General features: G+C 71.3%; 17 protein-coding genes. 13 read left to right on the top strand and 4 right to left on the bottom strand.

What is annotated here, in order from left to right:
- The first annotated feature begins 65 nt into the window (after positions 1-65).
- From C3486_RS33545 to C3486_RS33505, 9 genes are all read left to right on the top strand, one after another.
- A complete protein-coding gene (locus tag C3486_RS33545) occupies positions 66-710 on the top strand; it encodes an HAD family phosphatase (protein ID WP_103836639.1) in 645 nt (214 codons plus the stop codon).
- Between the two features lie 43 nt (positions 711-753).
- Complete coding sequence (locus tag C3486_RS33540) at positions 754-2,016, top strand: MFS transporter (RefSeq protein ID WP_103836638.1); 1,263 nt, start codon at positions 754-756, stop codon at positions 2,014-2,016.
- Complete coding sequence (locus tag C3486_RS33535; RefSeq protein WP_103836637.1) at positions 1,967-3,142, top strand: acetoin utilization protein AcuC; 1,176 nt, start codon at positions 1,967-1,969, stop codon at positions 3,140-3,142. Before C3486_RS33540 ends, C3486_RS33535 begins: the two co-directional genes overlap by 50 nt.
- A 133-nt stretch (positions 3,143-3,275) precedes the next feature.
- Positions 3,276-4,091 (top strand): phosphatase, encoded by an 816-nt coding sequence (locus tag C3486_RS33530; protein WP_103836641.1) that lies wholly within the window; start codon positions 3,276-3,278, stop codon positions 4,089-4,091.
- Positions 4,092-4,219: 128 nt separating this feature from the next.
- Entirely contained in the window at positions 4,220-4,429 is a 210-nt protein-coding gene (locus C3486_RS33525) for a helix-turn-helix domain-containing protein (RefSeq protein WP_014144137.1), read from the top strand.
- A 163-nt stretch (positions 4,430-4,592) separates the two neighbouring features.
- Entirely contained in the window at positions 4,593-4,691 is a 99-nt protein-coding gene (locus C3486_RS33520; protein WP_003948845.1) for a 30S ribosomal protein bS22, read from the top strand.
- 309 nt (positions 4,692-5,000) lie between these two features.
- Positions 5,001-6,050 carry an NAD-dependent epimerase/dehydratase family protein gene (locus C3486_RS33515; RefSeq protein WP_103836636.1) on the top strand — a complete coding sequence of 350 codons (1,050 nt, stop codon included), beginning with the start codon at positions 5,001-5,003 and terminating at the stop codon, positions 6,048-6,050.
- A gap of 29 nt (positions 6,051-6,079) precedes the next feature.
- A complete protein-coding gene (locus C3486_RS33510; protein WP_103836635.1) occupies positions 6,080-7,084 on the top strand; it encodes a lysophospholipid acyltransferase family protein in 1,005 nt (334 codons plus the stop codon).
- 78 nt (positions 7,085-7,162) lie between these two features.
- The gene (locus tag C3486_RS33505; protein WP_103836634.1) at positions 7,163-8,140 is read left to right on the top strand and encodes an aldo/keto reductase; all 978 of its coding nucleotides are present in this window, start codon (positions 7,163-7,165) and stop codon (positions 8,138-8,140) included.
- Positions 8,141-8,378: 238 nt separating this feature from the next.
- Here the strand turns inward: C3486_RS33505 and C3486_RS33500 are convergent, their stop codons facing one another.
- From C3486_RS33500 to C3486_RS33485, 4 genes are all read right to left on the bottom strand, one after another.
- Complete coding sequence (locus C3486_RS33500) at positions 8,379-9,584, bottom strand: DUF5667 domain-containing protein (RefSeq protein ID WP_103836633.1); 1,206 nt, start codon at positions 9,582-9,584, stop codon at positions 8,379-8,381.
- 372 nt (positions 9,585-9,956) lie between these two features.
- Positions 9,957-10,751 (bottom strand): ECF subfamily RNA polymerase sigma factor, BldN family, encoded by a 795-nt coding sequence (locus C3486_RS33495; protein ID WP_103836632.1) that lies wholly within the window; start codon positions 10,749-10,751, stop codon positions 9,957-9,959.
- 516 nt (positions 10,752-11,267) lie between these two features.
- Entirely contained in the window at positions 11,268-12,302 is a 1,035-nt protein-coding gene (locus C3486_RS33490; RefSeq protein WP_258053161.1) for an HAD family phosphatase, read from the bottom strand.
- 212 nt (positions 12,303-12,514) lie between these two features.
- Complete coding sequence (locus C3486_RS33485) at positions 12,515-12,793, bottom strand: glutaredoxin family protein (protein ID WP_103836631.1); 279 nt, start codon at positions 12,791-12,793, stop codon at positions 12,515-12,517.
- 377 nt (positions 12,794-13,170) lie between these two features.
- Here C3486_RS33485 and C3486_RS33480 point away from each other — a divergent pair, with 377 nt between their 5' ends.
- From C3486_RS33480 to C3486_RS33465, 4 genes are all read left to right on the top strand, one after another.
- Positions 13,171-13,965, top strand: a complete 795-nt coding sequence (locus C3486_RS33480; protein ID WP_103836630.1) for a redox-sensing transcriptional repressor Rex — start codon at positions 13,171-13,173, stop codon at positions 13,963-13,965.
- A complete protein-coding gene (locus C3486_RS33475; RefSeq protein WP_103836629.1) occupies positions 13,962-15,407 on the top strand; it encodes a glutamyl-tRNA reductase in 1,446 nt (481 codons plus the stop codon). The genes C3486_RS33480 and C3486_RS33475 overlap by 4 nt, the downstream gene beginning before the upstream one ends.
- Positions 15,404-16,372, top strand: coding sequence for a hydroxymethylbilane synthase (gene hemC / locus C3486_RS33470; protein WP_103836628.1), 969 nt, complete (start codon positions 15,404-15,406; stop codon positions 16,370-16,372). Before C3486_RS33475 ends, hemC begins: the two co-directional genes overlap by 4 nt.
- On the top strand, positions 16,369-17,377 hold a 1,009-nt coding region (locus C3486_RS33465; RefSeq protein WP_181138784.1), incomplete at its 3' end, for an SAM-dependent methyltransferase. The genes hemC and C3486_RS33465, both read left to right, overlap by 4 nt.

Genomic DNA, 17,377 nt, shown 5'->3' with positions numbered 1-17,377 from the left:
CACGACCCATTTCTCAGTACCCATTTCTCGGACCATCTCGTCGAAAGCCGCTTAGAGTCGGTCCCATGCGATACGACCTGGTCATCTTCGACAACGACGGTGTGCTCGTCGACAGTGAGCCGATCTCCAACACCGTCCTGGCCGGCTACCTCACCGAACTCGGGCACCCGACCACGTACGAAGAATCCATCCGGGACTACATGGGCGCCGCCATGCACCGGGTGCACGACCTCGTCGCCGAGCGGACCGGACAGCGGCTGCCGGCGGACTTCGACGACACCTTTCACGCGCGGGTCTTCGCCGCTTTCGAGCAGGAGCTGACGCCCGTCGCCGGAGTACCGGAACTGCTGGAGAAGCTGGCCGCCGCGGGCACTCCGTACTGCGTGGCGTCCTCCGGCAGCCATGAGCGGATCCGGGTGGGACACCGGAAGACCGGGCTGGACCGGTGGTTCACGGACGCGCGCATCTTCAGTTCCGAGGACGTGGGACGCGGCAAGCCCGCACCTGACCTCGTCCTGTATGCGGCGGAGAAGATGGGCGTCCCGCCGGAGCGGTGCGCGGTGATCGAGGACAGCCCCCTGGGGGTACGGGCGGCGCTCGCGGCCGGCATGGACGTGTACGGCTTCACGGCCATGACCCCGGCCGACCGGCTCGCGGACGCGACCTCGCTCTTCAGCGAGATGGCGCAGCTCCCCGCTCTTCTTGTGTGATTCATCTACCCATCGGTAGCCGGGAGTTCTACGCTGTCCGGCCATGACCGCCCCTCCCGCGCTCGCTCCTGAGCGCCGCCTCCGGCACGGCCGGGCCGCGCTCGCCCTGAGCTTCTTCGCGCAGGGTGCGGTCTTCGCGCTCCTCGTGACGCGCATCCCCGCGATCCAGGACCGGTACGGCATCTCCGACGGCCTGCTGCCCGTCTTCCTCGCCGCCGTGCCGGTACTGGCCGGCGTGGGCAGCGTGGCCACGGAGCACCTGGTGAAGCGAGTACGGCCTGGGCTCGTCCTGCGCTGCGTACAGCCGGTGGTCTGCCTGGCACTGGTGGCCGTAGGGGCGGGCAGCGGCCTGGTCCAGGTGGCCGTCGCCATGGCGGTGTTCGGGCTGACGGTCGGGGCGCTGGACGCCTCGATGAACATGCTCGGGGTGAGCCTGCAGCGCGCCTACGGGCGCAGCATCATGCTCGGCTTCCACGCGGCGTACAGCCTCGGCGGCATCGTGGGTGCCTCGCTGGCCTGGGCGGGCGCGCACTGGCAGCTGCCGCTGGCGGCGCTGTACGGGCCGGCCGCTGTGGTCGCGGTGCCGGCCGTGCTGATCGCCGGCCGGTGGTACGTGGACCAGGAGCGCCGGACGGCGGTGACCGGCGCCGCCTCCCCGGTCACCGTGTCCATGCGGCTCCTCCTCCCGCTCTGCCTCGTCATGGCCTTCGCGTACATCGGGGACTCGACGGTCTCCAACTGGAGCGCGAAGTACCTCCAGGACGTGCTGGGCAGCTCCGAGCAGCTGGCGACGGTGCCGTACAACGTGTACATGGTGACCACGCTCCTGGGGCGGACGGTCGGCGACCTGGGCGTGCGGAAGTACGGCCCGGTGGCGGTGGTGCGGGCCGGCGCGGTGGTGGCGGCCGCGGGCTTCGCTGTGGTGGCGGCGGCGCCCGGCGCGTGGCCGGGCATGGCGGGCTTCACGCTGCTGGGGCTGGGGCTGTGCGTGATCGTGCCGCAGACGTTCGCCGCGGCGGGCCGGCAGGCGTACGAGACGCACGGTACGGCGGGTGGCGCTGAGGCGTCCGATGCGGCCGTGGCGCGACTGAACATCTTCAACTATGTGGGCTTTCTGATCGGTTCGCCGTTGGTCGGTGCGGTGGGCGACGCCTGGAGCTACCGCGGGGCGATGCTGGTGCCGATGGTGCTCGTGCTGGCGACGTTGGTGTACGCCCCATCGTTCGGCGGGGGCCGGGCCCGATACGGTGGCGGACATGAGCGGCCGCGCACAGCTGATGTGGGACGAGGCAGTAACGGGCTATGACTTCGGGTCGGGGCACCCGATGGACCCGGTGCGCCTCGCACTGACCATGCGACTGGTGGAGGCGTACGGGCTGCACCGCGCGCCGGTGCAGGTGACGGCCGCCAAGCCGGCGGGCCTGTCCACGCTGCGGCTGGTGCACCGCCAGGACTACATCGAGGCCGTGCAGCGGGCGTCGGCCGACCCGAAGGCCGCTGAGGCGGAGTACGGGCTCGGTACCGAGGACGATCCGGCCTTCGCGGGGATGCACGAGGCGTCGGCGCTGATCGCCGGGCAGTCGGTGGGCGCGGCGGAGGCGGTGTGGCGCGGCGAGGCGCTGCACGCGGTGAACTTCACCGGCGGGCTGCATCACGCGATGCCCGGCGGCGCGGCCGGTTTCTGCATCTACAACGACGCGGCGCTGGCGATCGCGCGGCTGCTGGAGCTCGGCGCGCGCCGGGTGGTGTACGTCGATGTGGACGTGCACCACGGGGACGGCGTGCAGGCGGCGTTCTGGGAGGATCCGCGGGTCCTGACGATCTCGCTGCACGAGCACCCGCGCACCCTCTTCCCGCAGACCGGCTGGCCCGAGGAGACCGGTGCCGAGGGTGCCGAGGGCAGCGCGGCGAACGTGGCGCTGCCGGCCGGCACCGGGGACGAGGGCTGGCTGCGTGCCTTCCACGCGGTGGTGCCGGAGCTGGTGGCCGGATTCGCGCCCGACGTGATCGTCACGCAGCACGGTGCCGACACGCACTTCGAGGACCCGCTGGCGCACCTGGCGGTGAGCGTGGACGCGCAGCGCGCGGTGGCCGAGACCTGTCACCGGCTGGCGCACGAGCACTGCGAGGGACGCTGGGTGGCGCTCGGCGGCGGCGGTTACGCGGTGGTCGACGTGGTGCCGCGTACCTGGACGCACCTGGTCGCGATCGCGGCCGGACAGCCGCTGGAGCCGGCGACGGACATTCCGGAGGAGTGGCGGCAGCAGGTGTACCGGCTGACGCGGCAGCCGGGGCCGCGGCGGATGACGGACGGCCGGGACCCGGTGTTCCGGGACTTCGCGGACAGCGGGTACGACCCCGCGGACCGGCTGGACCAGGCGATCCTGGCCACCCGCCGGGCGGTGTTCCCGGCGCACGGGCTGCTGCCTTGAGGCGCTGAGCCGAATCGAGGAGCGGAGCCGGTCGGCCCTCTTCCGTACCCTTCGCGCCTCGTACACCCCTCGTACGTGTGATTACCCATCAGTCAGGGCATGGGGTGGGAAGGCGGCCGCCAGCATGGGCGGCGTGTTGAGCACTGGCGCGCTGCGGGCGCATCTGGTCGAAGCACGGCTCGCGGGGACGATCGCGACCTCGCGGGAGAAGAGCCTGAACCGCTACCGCCTCTTCGCGGCCGGGGACCCGCGGGCACTGATCGGGCTGGAGCCCGAAGGGGAGTGGTCCGTCGATGATCTGCTCGGGCTCATGGGCGAGCTATGCGGGGTTTCGGCCGATCCTGCGCATATTTCCGGCACGGATGTGATCGACCCGGACCGGACCGTGGCCGCGCTGGACGCGTTCGCGGACCGGCTGGGGGAGGCGGCCGGCAGCCGCTCCCCGGTACTGATCGGCACCGGCCATCCGGACCGCCTCGCCGGCTTCTACAGCGGTCTCGCAGACGCTTTGTCGGCGGCCGGGTGCCCCGTCCTCACCCCTGCGTACGGCACAAGTATCGACATAATGACCCGGTTTGGGGTACGCACGTACAACCTTGCGTACGTACGGGGAGTCGCGCGGATGCGCGAACCCGGCGCATCGGGGGCCCTCGGGGAGCCGGGGGTTCACACGCACTCCCCCCTCCCGGTTCGTAGGGCTCTGGGTGCTGCCGCAGACGCCGCAGGGCCCCTTCCCGAGCTCGTGATCGGGGACCACGGATGGGTCTGCGGAGCAGGTCAGCTGGGCTTTGAGGCCATCGGCCTGGCGGATACGGACGATCCGGCCCTGTTCGTCGGGCAGGCGGAGGGGCGGGTGTCCGTCGTAGTTCCGCTTGATGACGCTGTGCGGTCTGATTACTACCGACCGCTTACTCGCTATGTACTCAATCGAGCGTGTCTGTCACAGTAGGCGGCCGATGGCTACTCCTCTTCCCCACTCGCATCACCCGCCCCTAACCTGGGGAGTGAGCGCATAGCGACGAAGAGTCACCGGAGGGGAAGCCGGTGCCCGTCATGTGCGGAAGGACCAGGTGTGTCATGGCTGCAGACCAAAGGCCTCTGAATGAGGTCGTGTTCCTTACTGTGGCGGAAGTTGCCACAGTGATGCGAGTGTCGAAGATGACCGTGTACCGCTTGGTGCACAGCGGTCATCTGCCCGCGATCCGAGTGGGGAGGTCGTTCCGGGTACCGGAGCAGGCGGTCCACGACTACCTCCGCGAGTCCTATGTGGGGGTGGAATCGGCCTGACGGGGGGCCTGACAGGCCCGTTAGAGGCCAGGTGAGGCCGTACGGAGGCCACGGCGGCACCTCGGATTACGCCGTACGCTCGGCGCCAGGTAGGCTGGCCCGATGTAGGTAGTGTGGGCTCGGACGCCCCGCACCGAGTGATTCGAAGTGAGCGAGGGTAGTCGTGGGCTCTGTTATCAAGAAGCGGCGCAAGCGGATGGCCAAGAAGAAGCACCGCAAGCTGCTCAAGCGCACGCGTGTTCAGCGTCGCAACAAGAAGTAAGCGACGCTGAGTGCGACTCCGCAGCCCCCCACCGCACGGTGGGGGGCTGCGGTGCGTTCGGGGGCACGGACGCGCGGAAGCGGGGTACCCGGGACCGGCCCGCTGGGTGAACGCCGGACGCCGGCGGAGCGAACGCAGGGCCACGGGAGCCGGGCCGGAGCACCGGCGCGCAGGACCGGACCAGGCCGAAAGGCAACTCCCGAAGTCCACAGGTCATCACAGCGCAACACCGACCGGATAGCGTGGGCGGCCACATCTCGGCACGTGCGGGGGCGGGCGGGGGACGATGGTGGGAAGGAAGGGCTGATCTTGGGCAAGGTCGTGCTCGTCACGGGAGCCGCACGTCAGCTGGGCGGCCGCTACGTACGCCGGCTCCAGCGTGATCCCGACGTCGACCGGGTGATCGGCGTCGATGCCGTGCCGCCCGCGCACCACCTCGGCGGCGCGGAGTTCCTGAAGGCCGACATCAGACATCCGGCCATCGCCAAAGTCCTCGCCGAGACCGGCGTGGACACCGTCGTCCACATGGACATCCACGGCACCCCGCTCGGTTCCCGCGGCGGCCGCTCGTCGGTCAAGGAGACCAACGTCATCGGCACGATGCAGCTGCTGGGCGCCTGCCAGAAGGCACCGCACGTCAAGCGGCTGGTCGTGAAGTCCTCCACCAGTGTGTACGGCTCGGCGCCCCGCGACCCCGCGGTCTTCACCGAGACCACCGGCGCCAAGTCGCTGCCCAGCGGCGGCTTCGCGAAGGACGTCATGGAGGTCGAGGGGTACGTGCGCGGCTTCGCGCGCCGGCGCCCCGACGTCGCGGTCTGCGTGCTCCGGTTCGCCAACATCCTCGGGCCGTGCGCGGACTCCCCGCTCGCCGAGTACTTCGGGCTGCCGGTGCTGCCCACCGTCCTCGGGTTCGACCCGCGGCTGCAGTTCGTGCACGAGGAGGACGCGATCGAGGCGCTGCGCATCGCGGCCGGCGAGCCCCGCCGCGGCACGCTGAACAGCGGCACGTTCAACATCGCGGGCGACGGCGTGCTGCTGCTCTCGCAGTGCGCGCGGCGGCTGGGCCGGCCCACCCTGCCGCTGCTGCTCCCGACGGTCACCTGGGCGGGCTCCATGCTGCGCTCGCTCGGCATCACCGACTTCTCGCCGGAGCAGATCCGGATGCTCACGCACGGCAGGGTCGTCCACACGACCCAGATGCGCGAGACACTGGGGTTCGTACCTGCCTACACCACGGCCGAGACCTTCGCGGAGTTCGTCCGCAGCCGCGGGCCCGGCCTGCTGCCGCCCGAGACCGTCTCCCGTACCGTCGACCGGCTCGCCGCGCTGCTGCCCGCAGCCAGTGCCCAGACCCAGTGAGCCCAGACCCAGTGAGGAGTTCACCCACGATGGCGGACGCCAAGGTCATTCCGTTCGGCGAGGAGCCGCGCTCGCGGAGAAGGGCGAAGCGGTCGGGGAGCGCGGCGCGGGGCGCGGGCCTGACGCCGGTACCGCCGCCGCGCCAGGAGGAGCCGGCGGCCGCGGAGCCCGGGGAAGCCCCCGAGGAGCGGGGCGATGCCTGGGAGCGCCGGCTCGCCGGGGGGCTGAACTTCCTGCGCAGACGGCTCACCGGTGAGTACGAGGTCGACGACTTCGGGTACGACGAGGAGCTCACCGACCAGGTCATGATGTCCGTGCTCCGGCCGCTGTACGAGAAGTACTTCCGGGTCGAGGTGAAGGGCATCGAGAACATCCCCGACAAGGGCGGGGCCCTGATCGTCGCCAACCACTCCGGGACGCTGCCGCTGGACGGCCTGATGCTCCAGGTCGCGGTGCACGACAAGCACCCGGCCGGCCGCCACCTGCGGCTGCTGGCGGCGGACCTGGTGTTCATGCTGCCGGTGGTCAACGAGCTGGCGCGGAAGGCCGGTCACACCCTGGCCTGCACGGAGGACGCCGAGCAGCTGCTGGAACGCGGCGAGGTGGTCGGCGTGATGCCGGAGGGCTTCAAGGGGGTCGGGAAGCCCTTCTCGGACCGGTACCGCCTGCAGCGCTTCGGGCGCGGCGGCTTCGTGTCCACGGCGCTGAAGGCCGGGGTGCCGATCGTGCCGTGCTCGATCGTGGGCGCCGAGGAGATCTACCCGATGATCGGGAACGCCAGGACGCTGGCGCGGCTGCTGGGTTTCCCGTACTTCCCGATCACGCCGACGTTCCCGTGGCTGGGCCCGCTGGGCGCGGTACCGCTGCCGACCAAGTGGACCATCCAGTTCGGCGAGCCGATCCCGACGGACGGGTATCCGGCGGAGGCGGCGGACGACCCGATGCTGATGTTCAACCTCACCGACCAGGTCCGGGAAACGATTCAGCACACCCTCTACAAGCTGCTCGTGCAGCGGCGTTCGGTGTTCTTCTGACGCTCCCGCAGGGCTGTTACCCCTGTGGCGGTGGATGCCCCGTGTTTCTCCGGGGCATCCCCGCGACAGAATCGGATCATGTCCCACACCCAGTACGTGAAGCTCGGAACCACCGGCCTGGACGTCTCCCGCCTCTGCCTGGGCTGCATGACCTACGGCGTGCCCGACCGCGGCCCGCACCCCTGGACGCTCGACGAGGAGCAGGCCCGCCCGGTCATCCGGCAGGCCGTCGAGGCCGGGATCAACTTCTTCGACACCGCCAACGTGTACTCCGACGGCACCAGCGAGGAGATCGTCGGCAGGGCGCTCGCCGACTTCGCGCGGCGTGACGACATCGTGCTCGCCACCAAGGTCAACGGCCGGTTGCGGCCGGGCCCCAACGGCGCAGGACTGTCCCGCAAGGCGATCATGACCGAGATCGACCACAGCCTGCGCCGGCTCGGCACCGACTACGTCGACCTCTACCAGATCCACCGCTGGGACCCGCGCACTCCGGTCGAGGAGACGATGGAGGCCCTGCACGACGTGGTGAAGGCCGGCAAGGCGCGCTACATCGGGGCCAGCTCGATGTACGCGTGGCAGTTCGCCAAGGCCCAGTACACCGCCGAGCGGAACGGCTGGACCCGCTTCGTCTCGATGCAGAACCACTACAACCTCCTCTACCGCGAGGAGGAGCGCGAGATGCTGCCGCTCTGCGCCGACCAGGGCGTGGGCGTCCTGCCCTGGAGCCCGCTCGCCCGCGGCCGGCTGACCCGGGACTGGGACGCCACCAGCCACCGCGCGCAGACCGATGAGTTCGGCAAGACGCTGTACCAGGAGGGCGACCGGGAGATCGTCGAGGCGGTCGGCGCCATCGCGGCGGAGCGCGGCGTGCCGCGGGCGCAGGTCGCGCTGGCCTGGCTGCTGCACCAGGAGCCGGTGACGGCCCCGATCGTGGGCGCCTCGAAGACGGGCCACCTGGACGACGCGCTGGCCGCGCTGGAGCTGCGGCTCACCGACGAGGAGATCGAGCGGCTCGAGAAGCCGTACACGGCACGGCCGGTCAGCGGCCACTGAGCAGCGGCGTACGGCTCGGGGCTGCCCGGCCCGTGCGGAGCGGCGTACGGCTCCGTGCACGCGGCTCCCTGAGCGGCGTACGGCACACGGGCGCGCGGCTCCTGAAGCGGCGTACGGGCCCGGGGCGTGAGCCCGCGCGCGGCCCCGTACGCATGCGACGGCGCCGGGCGTTCTTCTGGAGGGAAGGACCGGAAGAACGGCCGGCGCCGCCGGGCCGCGTGCAGCGCTCGCCGCGCCGCTACTTGTCCTGGCCGTCGACCCCGAGGTCGGGAAGGAGATCCGGGAGCAACGGCGGGATCGTGACGTCCGGCTGGGCGGGCTTGTGGCTCTCCCGCCGGCCGTCGGAGGGCGACGGGCTGTCGTGCTCCGACGGGCCCAGCAGCCCGCCGGTGTTGCCGCCGAGCAGGCCGTCCTCCTTGGAGGAGGAGGACTCGGACGGGCTGGGCGTGGGGGAGTCGTGCTCCTTGCCGCTCGCCGAGGGGCTGCCCGAGCGGGACGGCGCCGCGGAGTGGCCGTGCTCGGTGCTGTCCGGCGCGGTGGGCGTGCCCTGCCGCGGGCCCTCGTCCGCCTTCTTCGGGAGCAGCGGGCGCAGCGGCCCGACCTCCTCGTCTATGGCGTCGAAGACCGAGCTGACGTCGTGGGAGACGTCGGCGAGCTGGACCGGCAGCCGGTCGCGCAGCTTCGCCCAGCCCGCGCGGTGCGAGGACGTGAAGGAGTCCAGCGCCTGGATGGCGCCGAGCGAACCGTCCCGCTCGTACGCGTCGTGCAGCAGCCGGTGGCCGGTGCCCGCGTCCTGGGTGACGCCCGCCAGCGACCGGCGCACCTCCGACAGGGTCTCGTGCTCCAGCGGACCGGACTTCAGCCGCTCCATCAGCCGGCGGGCCTCGTGCATCCGGCTGGACGCCTGGTCGAGGTAGAGCCGGCCGCGGTCGGAGTCGTCCCCGGCCATGCCGAGCTTGATGTCCTCCATGCCGCGCTTGAGGCCGTAGAGCGAATCGCCGGGCAGCGCGTCGGAGCTCGCCGCGGCCACCCCGCTGAAGGCGCCGGCCGCCACGCCGACCGACAGGCCGCCGGCGGCGAGCCTCCTGGACAGCCGGGAGCGTGGGCGGAGCCGCCCGAGTGACTTGGCGGCGCGGTGCGCGCCTCGCACGCCGCGCTGCTGGGGCACCTTCGCGCCGTCGGAGGGTGCGCCGCCTTCGGCGAAGGCGGCCTCCATCGCGGCGATGAGCTGGGCGCGCTGGATCGAGCGCGCCTCCGGGTCCAGCGTGGGCTTGGGGAGCTCCCCCAGGCCGCCGGCGACTGCCAGCAGCCGGGCCGTCTCGGGCTCCGCCGGCTCCTGTCCCGGTGTGTCGATCTGCTCATCGGCCGCGCCCTGGAGGTCCTGCTCCTCCAAGGCCTGGGCGAAGGCGTGAGCCCGCCTGTGCGCCGATACGTTCGCGATCACGGGCGGCACCTCCTCTCATCATCCCGCTCGACTCCCCGGACTGGCTTGACGATCCAGCAGGGCCGGAAGGCTGCACGCCCTGCGCGCAACCACTCGATCGAGTGAGCGGCCGCGGGCATGGCGTGTCCGCAGGGAGCCTGCATTCCGCACAACGAGCGGTGAGGTACTCGGGTTACGCCCTCACGATGATGTGACGGACCGGTACCGAGCGATGGCTGAAAGTGATGGCCTGGTCAGGGCTTGGCGGCACAATGGGTGTGCCGCGGGGGACGGATGTTCGGAACGGGGGACGGTCGTTCGGGGACAGGGGGAGGGACGCGCGGGGACGAGCGGGGACAGGGGAGAAGAGGGGGACGAGGGAGTCGGGGGACGTCAGCGGGCGTCGTCCGGCAGCAGGCGCGCGAGGGTGCGGACCGCGCGGTACTGGAGGGTCTTGATCGCCCCTTCGTTCTTGCCCATGACGCGGGCGGTCTCGGCGACCGACAGCCCCTGGAGGAACCGGAGCGTGACGCATTCCTGCTGCTGGGGGTTGAGTTTGCGGACGGCTTCGAGGAGGGCGGCATTGGACAGGGATTCGAGGACCGACTCCTCGGGGCTGCGCTCGACCTCGTTGGCGTCGAGCATCTCGCCCGTGGTGACCTCCAGGCGGAAGCGGGAGGACTTGAAGTGGTCGGCGACGAGGTTGCGCGCGATGGTCACGAGCCAGGCCCCGAAGTCCCGGCCCTGCCAGGTGAAGGTGCCGATCCTGCGCAGGGCGCGCAGGAACGTCTCGCTGGTCAGGTCCTCGGCGGTCGCCCGGCCGCCGACGCGGTAGTAGATGTAGCGGTAGACCGTGTCGGCGTACTGGTCGTAGAGCCGGCCGAACGCGTCGGCCTCACCCGCCTGGGCGCGCTCGACGAGCTCCATCATCCGCCGGCTGTCGCTGTCGGCCGGGCGTCGGGCGGTGGTCGTGCCGCCGCGGCGGGTACGGCTGCCGGCCGACCTGGCGCCGACGGCGGTCCTGGCGTCCGCCAGGGCGTAGCAGGGGCGGGCGGGTCCTGCGGCAGGGGCTGGTGTGGCGAGGGCGGGGACGGCGTACGCGGTGGGGACGAAACTGCGCAGGTGGTCGACGAGTGTCGTACGCAGCGTAGCCAGGCCCGAGGCGTCAACCCCGACGTGTGGGTACACGGGACTCCCAGAGGCAGAGCTTCCATCACGTGCAGTGCGGGACCGTTCACCCGCGGTAGGGGCTTATGGGTTCCGGTTTGCGTCTGAGGAGAATAACGCTTCGTACAGGCAGCGCTACACCCAGTTGCTCAAATCGTCGATTCCGTCTGGTCTGTTACGTATTTCTGTTCGTTCAAGTATCGGATGTTGAACAGAAATTGATCGGAAAGCGACGTGATCTGCCTGGTTGGAGGGCGTGTTGTGGCGCACCGGGCGTCGCGCGGGTGAGCGCGGAACGGTGGGGTATGAAGAAGGTTTGCCCTGCACACAGCGGTACGCGTGTTCGTACGGGGCGTACGGAAGCACCCTCAGGCGTGGTGCTGCGAAGGCCAGCGCGAAAAAAGTGACACGCGCCGTCCATCTGATCATCGGTGAAGAAACGCTCCGCAGCCGTCGCGGTGACGGTCTGTAACGTCCAGCCCCGCGCTGGAAGTTGCGCGGGATTCCGGTTATAGGACCGGCGCCGGAGCGGAGTCGCTACCGCCGCCGGCGCTGGAGGGCCACAGCGGCCGCAGCGCCGCCCGCCACCGCGCCCACCCCGGCCGCCGCCGGGATGCCGATCTTGGCGGCCTTGCGGCCCGTGCGGTAGTCGCGCAGCCGCCAGCCGTGCTCGCGCGCGTGCTTGCGCAGCCGGCTGTCGGGGTTGATCGCGTACGGGTGGCCGACGAGCGAGAGCATCGGGATGTCGTTGGCCGAGTCGCTGTACGCGGCGCACCGCGAGAGGTCCAGGCCCTCGGCCATGGCCAGCGCGCGGACCGCCTCGGCCTTGGCGGGCCCGTGCAGCGGCTCGCCGACCAGCTTCCCGGTGTAGACCCCGCCCACGGACTCGGCGACCGTGCCGAGCGCGCCGGTCAGGCCGAGCCGGCGGGCGATGATCGTGGCGGTCTCCACGGGCGCGGCGGTCACCAGCCACACCTTCTGGCCCGCGTCCAGGTGCGCCTGCGCGAGCGCCCTGGTGCCGGGCCAGACCCGCTCGGCCATGTACTCGTCGTAGATCTCCTCGCCTATGGTCATCAGCTCGGAGACGCGGTGGCCCTGGACGATGGAGAGGGCGCTGTTGCGCACGTCCTCCATGTGCTCTGGGTTCTCCGAGCCGGCCAGCCGGAAGTACGCCTGCTGCCACACGAAGCGGGCGAGGTCGCGCTTGTGGAAGAAGTGCCGCTTGTAGAGGCCGCGCCCGAAGTGGTAGATCGCGGCGCCCTGCATGACGGTGTTGTCGAGGTCGAAGAAGGCGGCGGCCTTGTCGTCGCCGACGACCGGGAAGTCCGGCTCGGCGTCCTCGGCCTCGCGGTCGGCGGCCGCCGCCGCGGCCTCCGCTGCGGCCTGCGCCTCGGCTTCCTGGGAACTCTTGCGGGCGGCCTCGGCCGCCGCCTCGCCGGCCAGCACGCTGCGCGCGGTGGCGGGGCGCCTGCGACGGGTGAGCCAGCCCGTGACGAGTGACGGCACGCCCGTGAGGAGGGACGTGTCGAAGGGGCTCCTGCCGGGGCGGTGCTCGGGCGACGGGTGGGCCATACCGCGAGCATAGCCAGTTTGTTCGGTGCCCCTGGTTACGCAGGCATGTCAGGCAGGTACGGGGCGGCCGACGGTCGTGTTACGGCCACACCCGGTGGCCGTGGAGGGGGCGCGCGCGACCCGGTGACTGCGCCGCTCGCGCCTCAGTACGCCGCGCCCGTACGCCGGTGCACCACGTCCTGCGCGTCCGTGCGCCCTCCGCGTGCGACCCGTCAGGCGCCCAGTGCCCTGCGCAGCCGCTGCGGGTCCACGCGCCAGAAGTCGTGCTGCGCGCCGTCGACGAGGATGACCGGAATCTGCTCCCAGTACTTGCGGTACAGCTCCTCGTCCTCCGTGATGTCCTTCTTCTCCCAGGCGGCGCCGGTCTCCGCGCAGACCGCCTCGATCACCTGCTGGGCGTCGTCGCAGAGGTGACAGCCGGGCTTGCCGATCAGGGTGACCGTCCGGTCGGCGGGATTCTTGCGCGGGGTGCGGCGGAGAAGCGGGGCCATGCCGCCATTGTGCCTGCGCAGCGTCCGCCCGTGCCCTTCTCCTGCCGGGCTATGACGGCCGTCACTGCCCTTCGTTCCGAGGGATGGTTTCCCTTACCATCGAAGGTCGATTTGTAGGTGTACGGGGGCAAAACACCAAGGAGAGTGGCGGCGTGCTCCCGTTCACGGTTCTGCGTTACGCGCGCGAAGCGTGTGAACGGAGTGGCTCAGGATGTGGTTCCGCGAATTGCCGCAATAAGTGCGTGACACCCGTCACGTTGACGGGACAAAGCGGACACCATCTTTGTGCACGCGTTCACAAAGACATAGCCTGCTATCGACAGGGCGGTCTTGAGACATTTGGCCGTCCAAAGCCCCGCTCTACCCGCAGGAGCACCGTGGCAACTGGCCGAACTCACCGACCGGCGACCCGAAGCCGAGGGATCCCCGAGGCCACCGTCGCCCGTCTTCCGCTGTATCTGCGTGCACTGACCGCGCTCTCGGAGCGTTCGGTCCCCACGGTCTCCTCCGAGGAACTGGCCGCAGCGGCGGGGGTCAACTCCGCCAAGCTGCGGAAGGACTTCTCCTACCTGGGTTCGTACGGCACCCGCGGCGTGGGCTACGACGTGGAGTATCTCGTCTACCAGATCTCCAGGGAACTCGGCCTCACCCAGGACTGGCCGGTTGTGATCGTCGGTATCGGTAACCTCGGCGCCGCGCTCGCCAACTACGGCGGCTTCGCCTCCCGCGGCTTCCGGGTCGCGGCCCTGATCGACGCCGACCCGGCCATGGCGGGCAAGCCCGTCGCGGGCATCGCCGTCCAGCACACCGACGAGCTGGAAAAGATCATCACCGACAACGGCGTCTCGATCGGCGTGATCGCGACCCCAGCGGGCGCCGCGCAGCAGGTCTGCGACCGCCTCGTGGCCGCCGGTGTCACCTCCATCCTGAACTTCGCGCCGACCGTGCTGTCCGTCCCCGAAGGGGTCGACGTGCGCAAGGTCGACCTCTCCATAGAGCTGCAGATCCTCGCCTTCCACGAGCAGCGGAAGGCCGGCGAGGAGGCCAGCAGCCAGGATGCCGCGCAGCCGGTCACGCCCCCGGTGCGCCCGGCCCCCGGCGCCGAGGACGGCCACGACGACTCCGACCGCAAGGGACCCGACGGGGACGTACCCGCCGTGATGCCGGCATGAGCCTCCTGGTCGTCGGTCTGTCGCACCGCAGCGCGCCCGTCAGCATCCTGGAGCGGGCGGCCCTCGCCCCCGACTCCCGCGGCAAGCTGCTGCAGGACGTCGTGTCGGCCGAGCCGGCCGCCGAGTCCGCCGTGCTGTCCACCTGCAACCGCATCGAGCTCTACGCCGACGTGGACAAGTTCCACGCCGGGGTCGCCGAGCTGTCCACGCTGCTCGCCCAGCACAGCGGCGTCAGCCTCGACGAGCTCACCCCGTACCTCTACGTCCACTACGAGGACCGGGCCGTCCACCACCTGCTGTCCGTGGCCTGCGGCCTGGACTCCATGGTCGTCGGCGAGGGCCAGATCCTCGGCCAGATCAAGGACGCGCTCGCCCTCGCGCAGGACCAGCACACCGCGGGCCGGCTGCTGAACGACCTGTTCCAGCAGGCGCTGCGGGTCGGCAAGCGCGCGCACAGCGAGACCGGCATCGACAAGGCCGGCCAGTCCCTGGTCACCTTCGGCCTGGAGCAGCTGGCGGGCGCGGCCGGCGGTCACGACGCGCACTGCATCCTCGCGGACGGCACCGTGCCGGACGCCACGGCGCCGCTCGGCACCCCGGACGTCGACGCCTGGGCGCGTGGCAAGCGTGCGCTGGTCATCGGCGCCGGCTCGATGTCCTCGCTGGCGGCCGCCACCCTCGCGCGGGCCGGCGTCACGGAACTGGCCGTCGCCAACCGCACCCTGGAGCGGGCGGTACGGCTCACCGAGATCCTGACCGAGCCGGGCAGCCCCGGCCGGGCCAACGGCCTGGTCGCCCGCGCCGTCCCGATGTCCGACGTGCCGGCCGAGCTGGCCGCCGCCGACATCGCGATCTCGTGTACGGGGGCGACCGGGCTCGTCCTCACCGGCGAGGCGGTCGCGGCGGCCGCCGAGGGCCGTGAGGACCGGGAACTGGCCCTGCTCGACCTGGCGATGCCGCGCGACATCGACGGCGCGGCCCACCGGATCGAGGGCGTGCACCTCGTCGACATCGAGTCGCTGGCCGACGCGTCCGCCGACGCGCCCATGGCCTCCGACGTGGACCAGGTGCGCGCCATCGTCTCCGAGGAGGTCGCGGCCTTCGGTGCGGCCCAGCGCGCCGCGACGATCACCCCGACCGTGGTCGCCCTGCGCACCATGGCAGCGGACGTGGTCGCCGCCGAGATCGCGCGCCTGGAGGGCCGCCTGCCCGACCTGGACGACAAGCAGCGCGCGGAGATCACCCAGACCGTCCGCCGGGTCGTCGACAAGCTTCTGCACGCGCCCACCGTGCGGGTCAAGCAGCTCGCCAGTGAGCCCGGCGGTGCCGGGTACGCCGACGCGCTGAGCAAGCTCTTCGACCTCGACCCCCAGACGGTCGCCGCCGTCAGCCGGGCCGACACGCGCGCGGACAGGCACGACACAGCACGGGAGCAGCGATGACGCAGCACGCATTGCGACTCGGCACACGGCGCAGCAAGCTCGCCATGGCCCAGTCCGGACAGGTCGCCGAGGCGGTCCGCCAGGTCACCGGGCGGCCCGTCGAGCTGGTGGAGATCACCACGTACGGCGACGTCTCCCGCGAGCACCTGGCGCAGATCGGCGGTACCGGCGTCTTCGTCTCGGCGCTGCGCGACGCGCTGCTCAGCGGTGAGATCGACTTCGCCGTCCACTCGCTCAAGGACCTGCCGACCGCGCAGCCGGAAAACCTGGCCCTCGCGGCGATCCCGGTCCGCGAGGACCCGCGGGACGCGCTGATCGCCCGCGACGGCCTGACGTTCGAGCAACTGCCCGACGGCGCCCGCGTGGGCACCGGTTCGCCGCGCCGCATGGCGCAGCTGAACGCCTGGGCCAGGTCGCTGGGGCGTCGTATCGAGACCGTGCCGATCCGCGGGAACATCGACACCCGCATCGGTTACGTCGAGAAGGGTGAGCTGGACGCGGTCGTACTGGCCGCTGCCGGGCTCAACCGGATCGGCCGCATCGGCGAGGCGACGGAACTCCTGTCGCCCGACGTGGTTTTGCCTGCCCCCGGTCAGGGGGCGCTTGCGGTGGAGTGTGCCGCGACCAATGAGCACCTCGCCGCCCGGCTCGCCGAGCTCGACGACCCGTTCACCCGGGCCGCCGTGACCGCCGAGCGTTCCCTGCTCGCCGCTCTGGAGGCCGGCTGCTCCGCACCTGTGGGTGCGCTGGCCGATCTCCAGGACGGCGACCGGGCTGTCACCGAAATGCGCCTGCGTGGCGTCGTCGGCACGACCGACGGCAGCACGCTGGTGCAGCTGTCCACCACCGGACACGTACCCACCTCCCGCGACGACGTTTCCGTACCGGCGACCATGGGCCGTGAGCTCGCCGCCGAGATGCTCGCCAAGGGTGCTGCCGGTCTTATGGGGGAGCGAGCACTTTGAACCCCACCGCCCCGATCCACCCCGCCGCCGGCCAGGTCACCTTCCTCGGTGCCGGGCCGGGAGACCCCGGTCTGCTCACGCTGCGCGCCGTTGAGGCGCTGTCCCACGCGGACGTGCTGATCGCGGACCCGCAGGTGCTCGACGTCGTCCGCACGCATGCCCGGGCGAACGTGGACACACCGTTGCAGGCTTCAGCTGACGAGGCGTCAATCCCCGCCGACGTCCCCACGCTTCGGGACACGACCAATCTTGTCATGGGTGCCGCGCGCACCGGCAAGCGGGTCGTGCGTGCCGTGTCCGGAGACCCCGGTCTGGACGCCAATGTGGCCGAGGAGATGCTGGCCTGCGCCTCCGAAGGCATCGACTTCGAGGTGGTGCCCGGCATCGCCGCGGCCGTCGGCGTGCCCGCGTACGCCGGTGTGCCGCTGCGGGACGCGCAGGGCACCGACGTCCGCTTCGTGGACGCCCGTACCGCCGACGACCGCTGCTGGTCCGAGGTCGGCGCGAGCGACGCGACCGCGGTCGTCTCCACCACCCTCGACTCGGTGGCCGCTGCCGCCGGTGAGCTGGTCTCGGCGGGCCGGAAGCCCGACACGCCGCTGACCGTCACGATCGCCGGCACCACCACGCGCCAGCGCACCTGGACCGCCACCCTGGGCACCATCGCGCAGACGCTCAAGGCCGCCAAGGTGCTGCCCTCGCCGGACGGCGGGCAGCCCGTCATAGCCGTGGTCGGCGAGCGCAGCGCCGCCGCGCAGCGGGACCAGCTCGCGTGGTTCGAGTCCAAGCCGCTGTTCGGCTGGAAGGTGCTCGTGCCGCGGACCAAGGAGCAGGCCGCCTCGCTGTCCGAGCAGCTCGTCTCGTACGGCGCCGTGCCGCACGAGGTACCGACGATCGCCGTCGAGCCGCCGCGCACCCCGCAGCAGATGGAGCGCGCGGTCAAGGGCCTGGTCACCGGGCGCTACGAGTGGATCGCCTTCACCTCCGTCAACGCGGTGAAGGCCG

Source organism: Streptomyces sp. Ru73 (assembly GCF_002920575.1).
Classification (GTDB): Bacteria; Actinomycetota; Actinomycetes; order Streptomycetales; family Streptomycetaceae; genus Streptomyces.
The sequence above is the reverse complement of the archived record's forward strand: the minus strand, read 5'-3'. Positions and strand labels throughout refer to the sequence as shown.

Bases quoted from the DNA above. Each gene is read 5' to 3' on its own strand.
- hemC (WP_103836628.1), top strand. From the start codon at position 15,404: ATGACGCAGCACGCATTGCGACTCGGCACACGGCGCAGCAAGCTCGCC.
- C3486_RS33490 (WP_258053161.1), bottom strand. From the start codon at position 12,302: ATGGCCCACCCGTCGCCCGAGCACCGCCCCGGCAGGAGCCCCTTCGAC.
- C3486_RS33535 (WP_103836637.1), top strand. From the start codon at position 1,967: ATGAGCGGCCGCGCACAGCTGATGTGGGACGAGGCAGTAACGGGCTAT.
- C3486_RS33475 (WP_103836629.1), top strand. From the start codon at position 13,962: ATGAGCCTCCTGGTCGTCGGTCTGTCGCACCGCAGCGCGCCCGTCAGC.
- C3486_RS33540 (WP_103836638.1), top strand. From the start codon at position 754: ATGACCGCCCCTCCCGCGCTCGCTCCTGAGCGCCGCCTCCGGCACGGC.
- C3486_RS33485 (WP_103836631.1), bottom strand. From the start codon at position 12,793: ATGGCCCCGCTTCTCCGCCGCACCCCGCGCAAGAATCCCGCCGACCGG.
- C3486_RS33525 (WP_014144137.1), top strand. From the start codon at position 4,220: ATGGCTGCAGACCAAAGGCCTCTGAATGAGGTCGTGTTCCTTACTGTG.
- C3486_RS33505 (WP_103836634.1), top strand. From the start codon at position 7,163: ATGTCCCACACCCAGTACGTGAAGCTCGGAACCACCGGCCTGGACGTC.
- C3486_RS33510 (WP_103836635.1), top strand. From the start codon at position 6,080: ATGGCGGACGCCAAGGTCATTCCGTTCGGCGAGGAGCCGCGCTCGCGG.
- C3486_RS33545 (WP_103836639.1), top strand. From the start codon at position 66: ATGCGATACGACCTGGTCATCTTCGACAACGACGGTGTGCTCGTCGAC.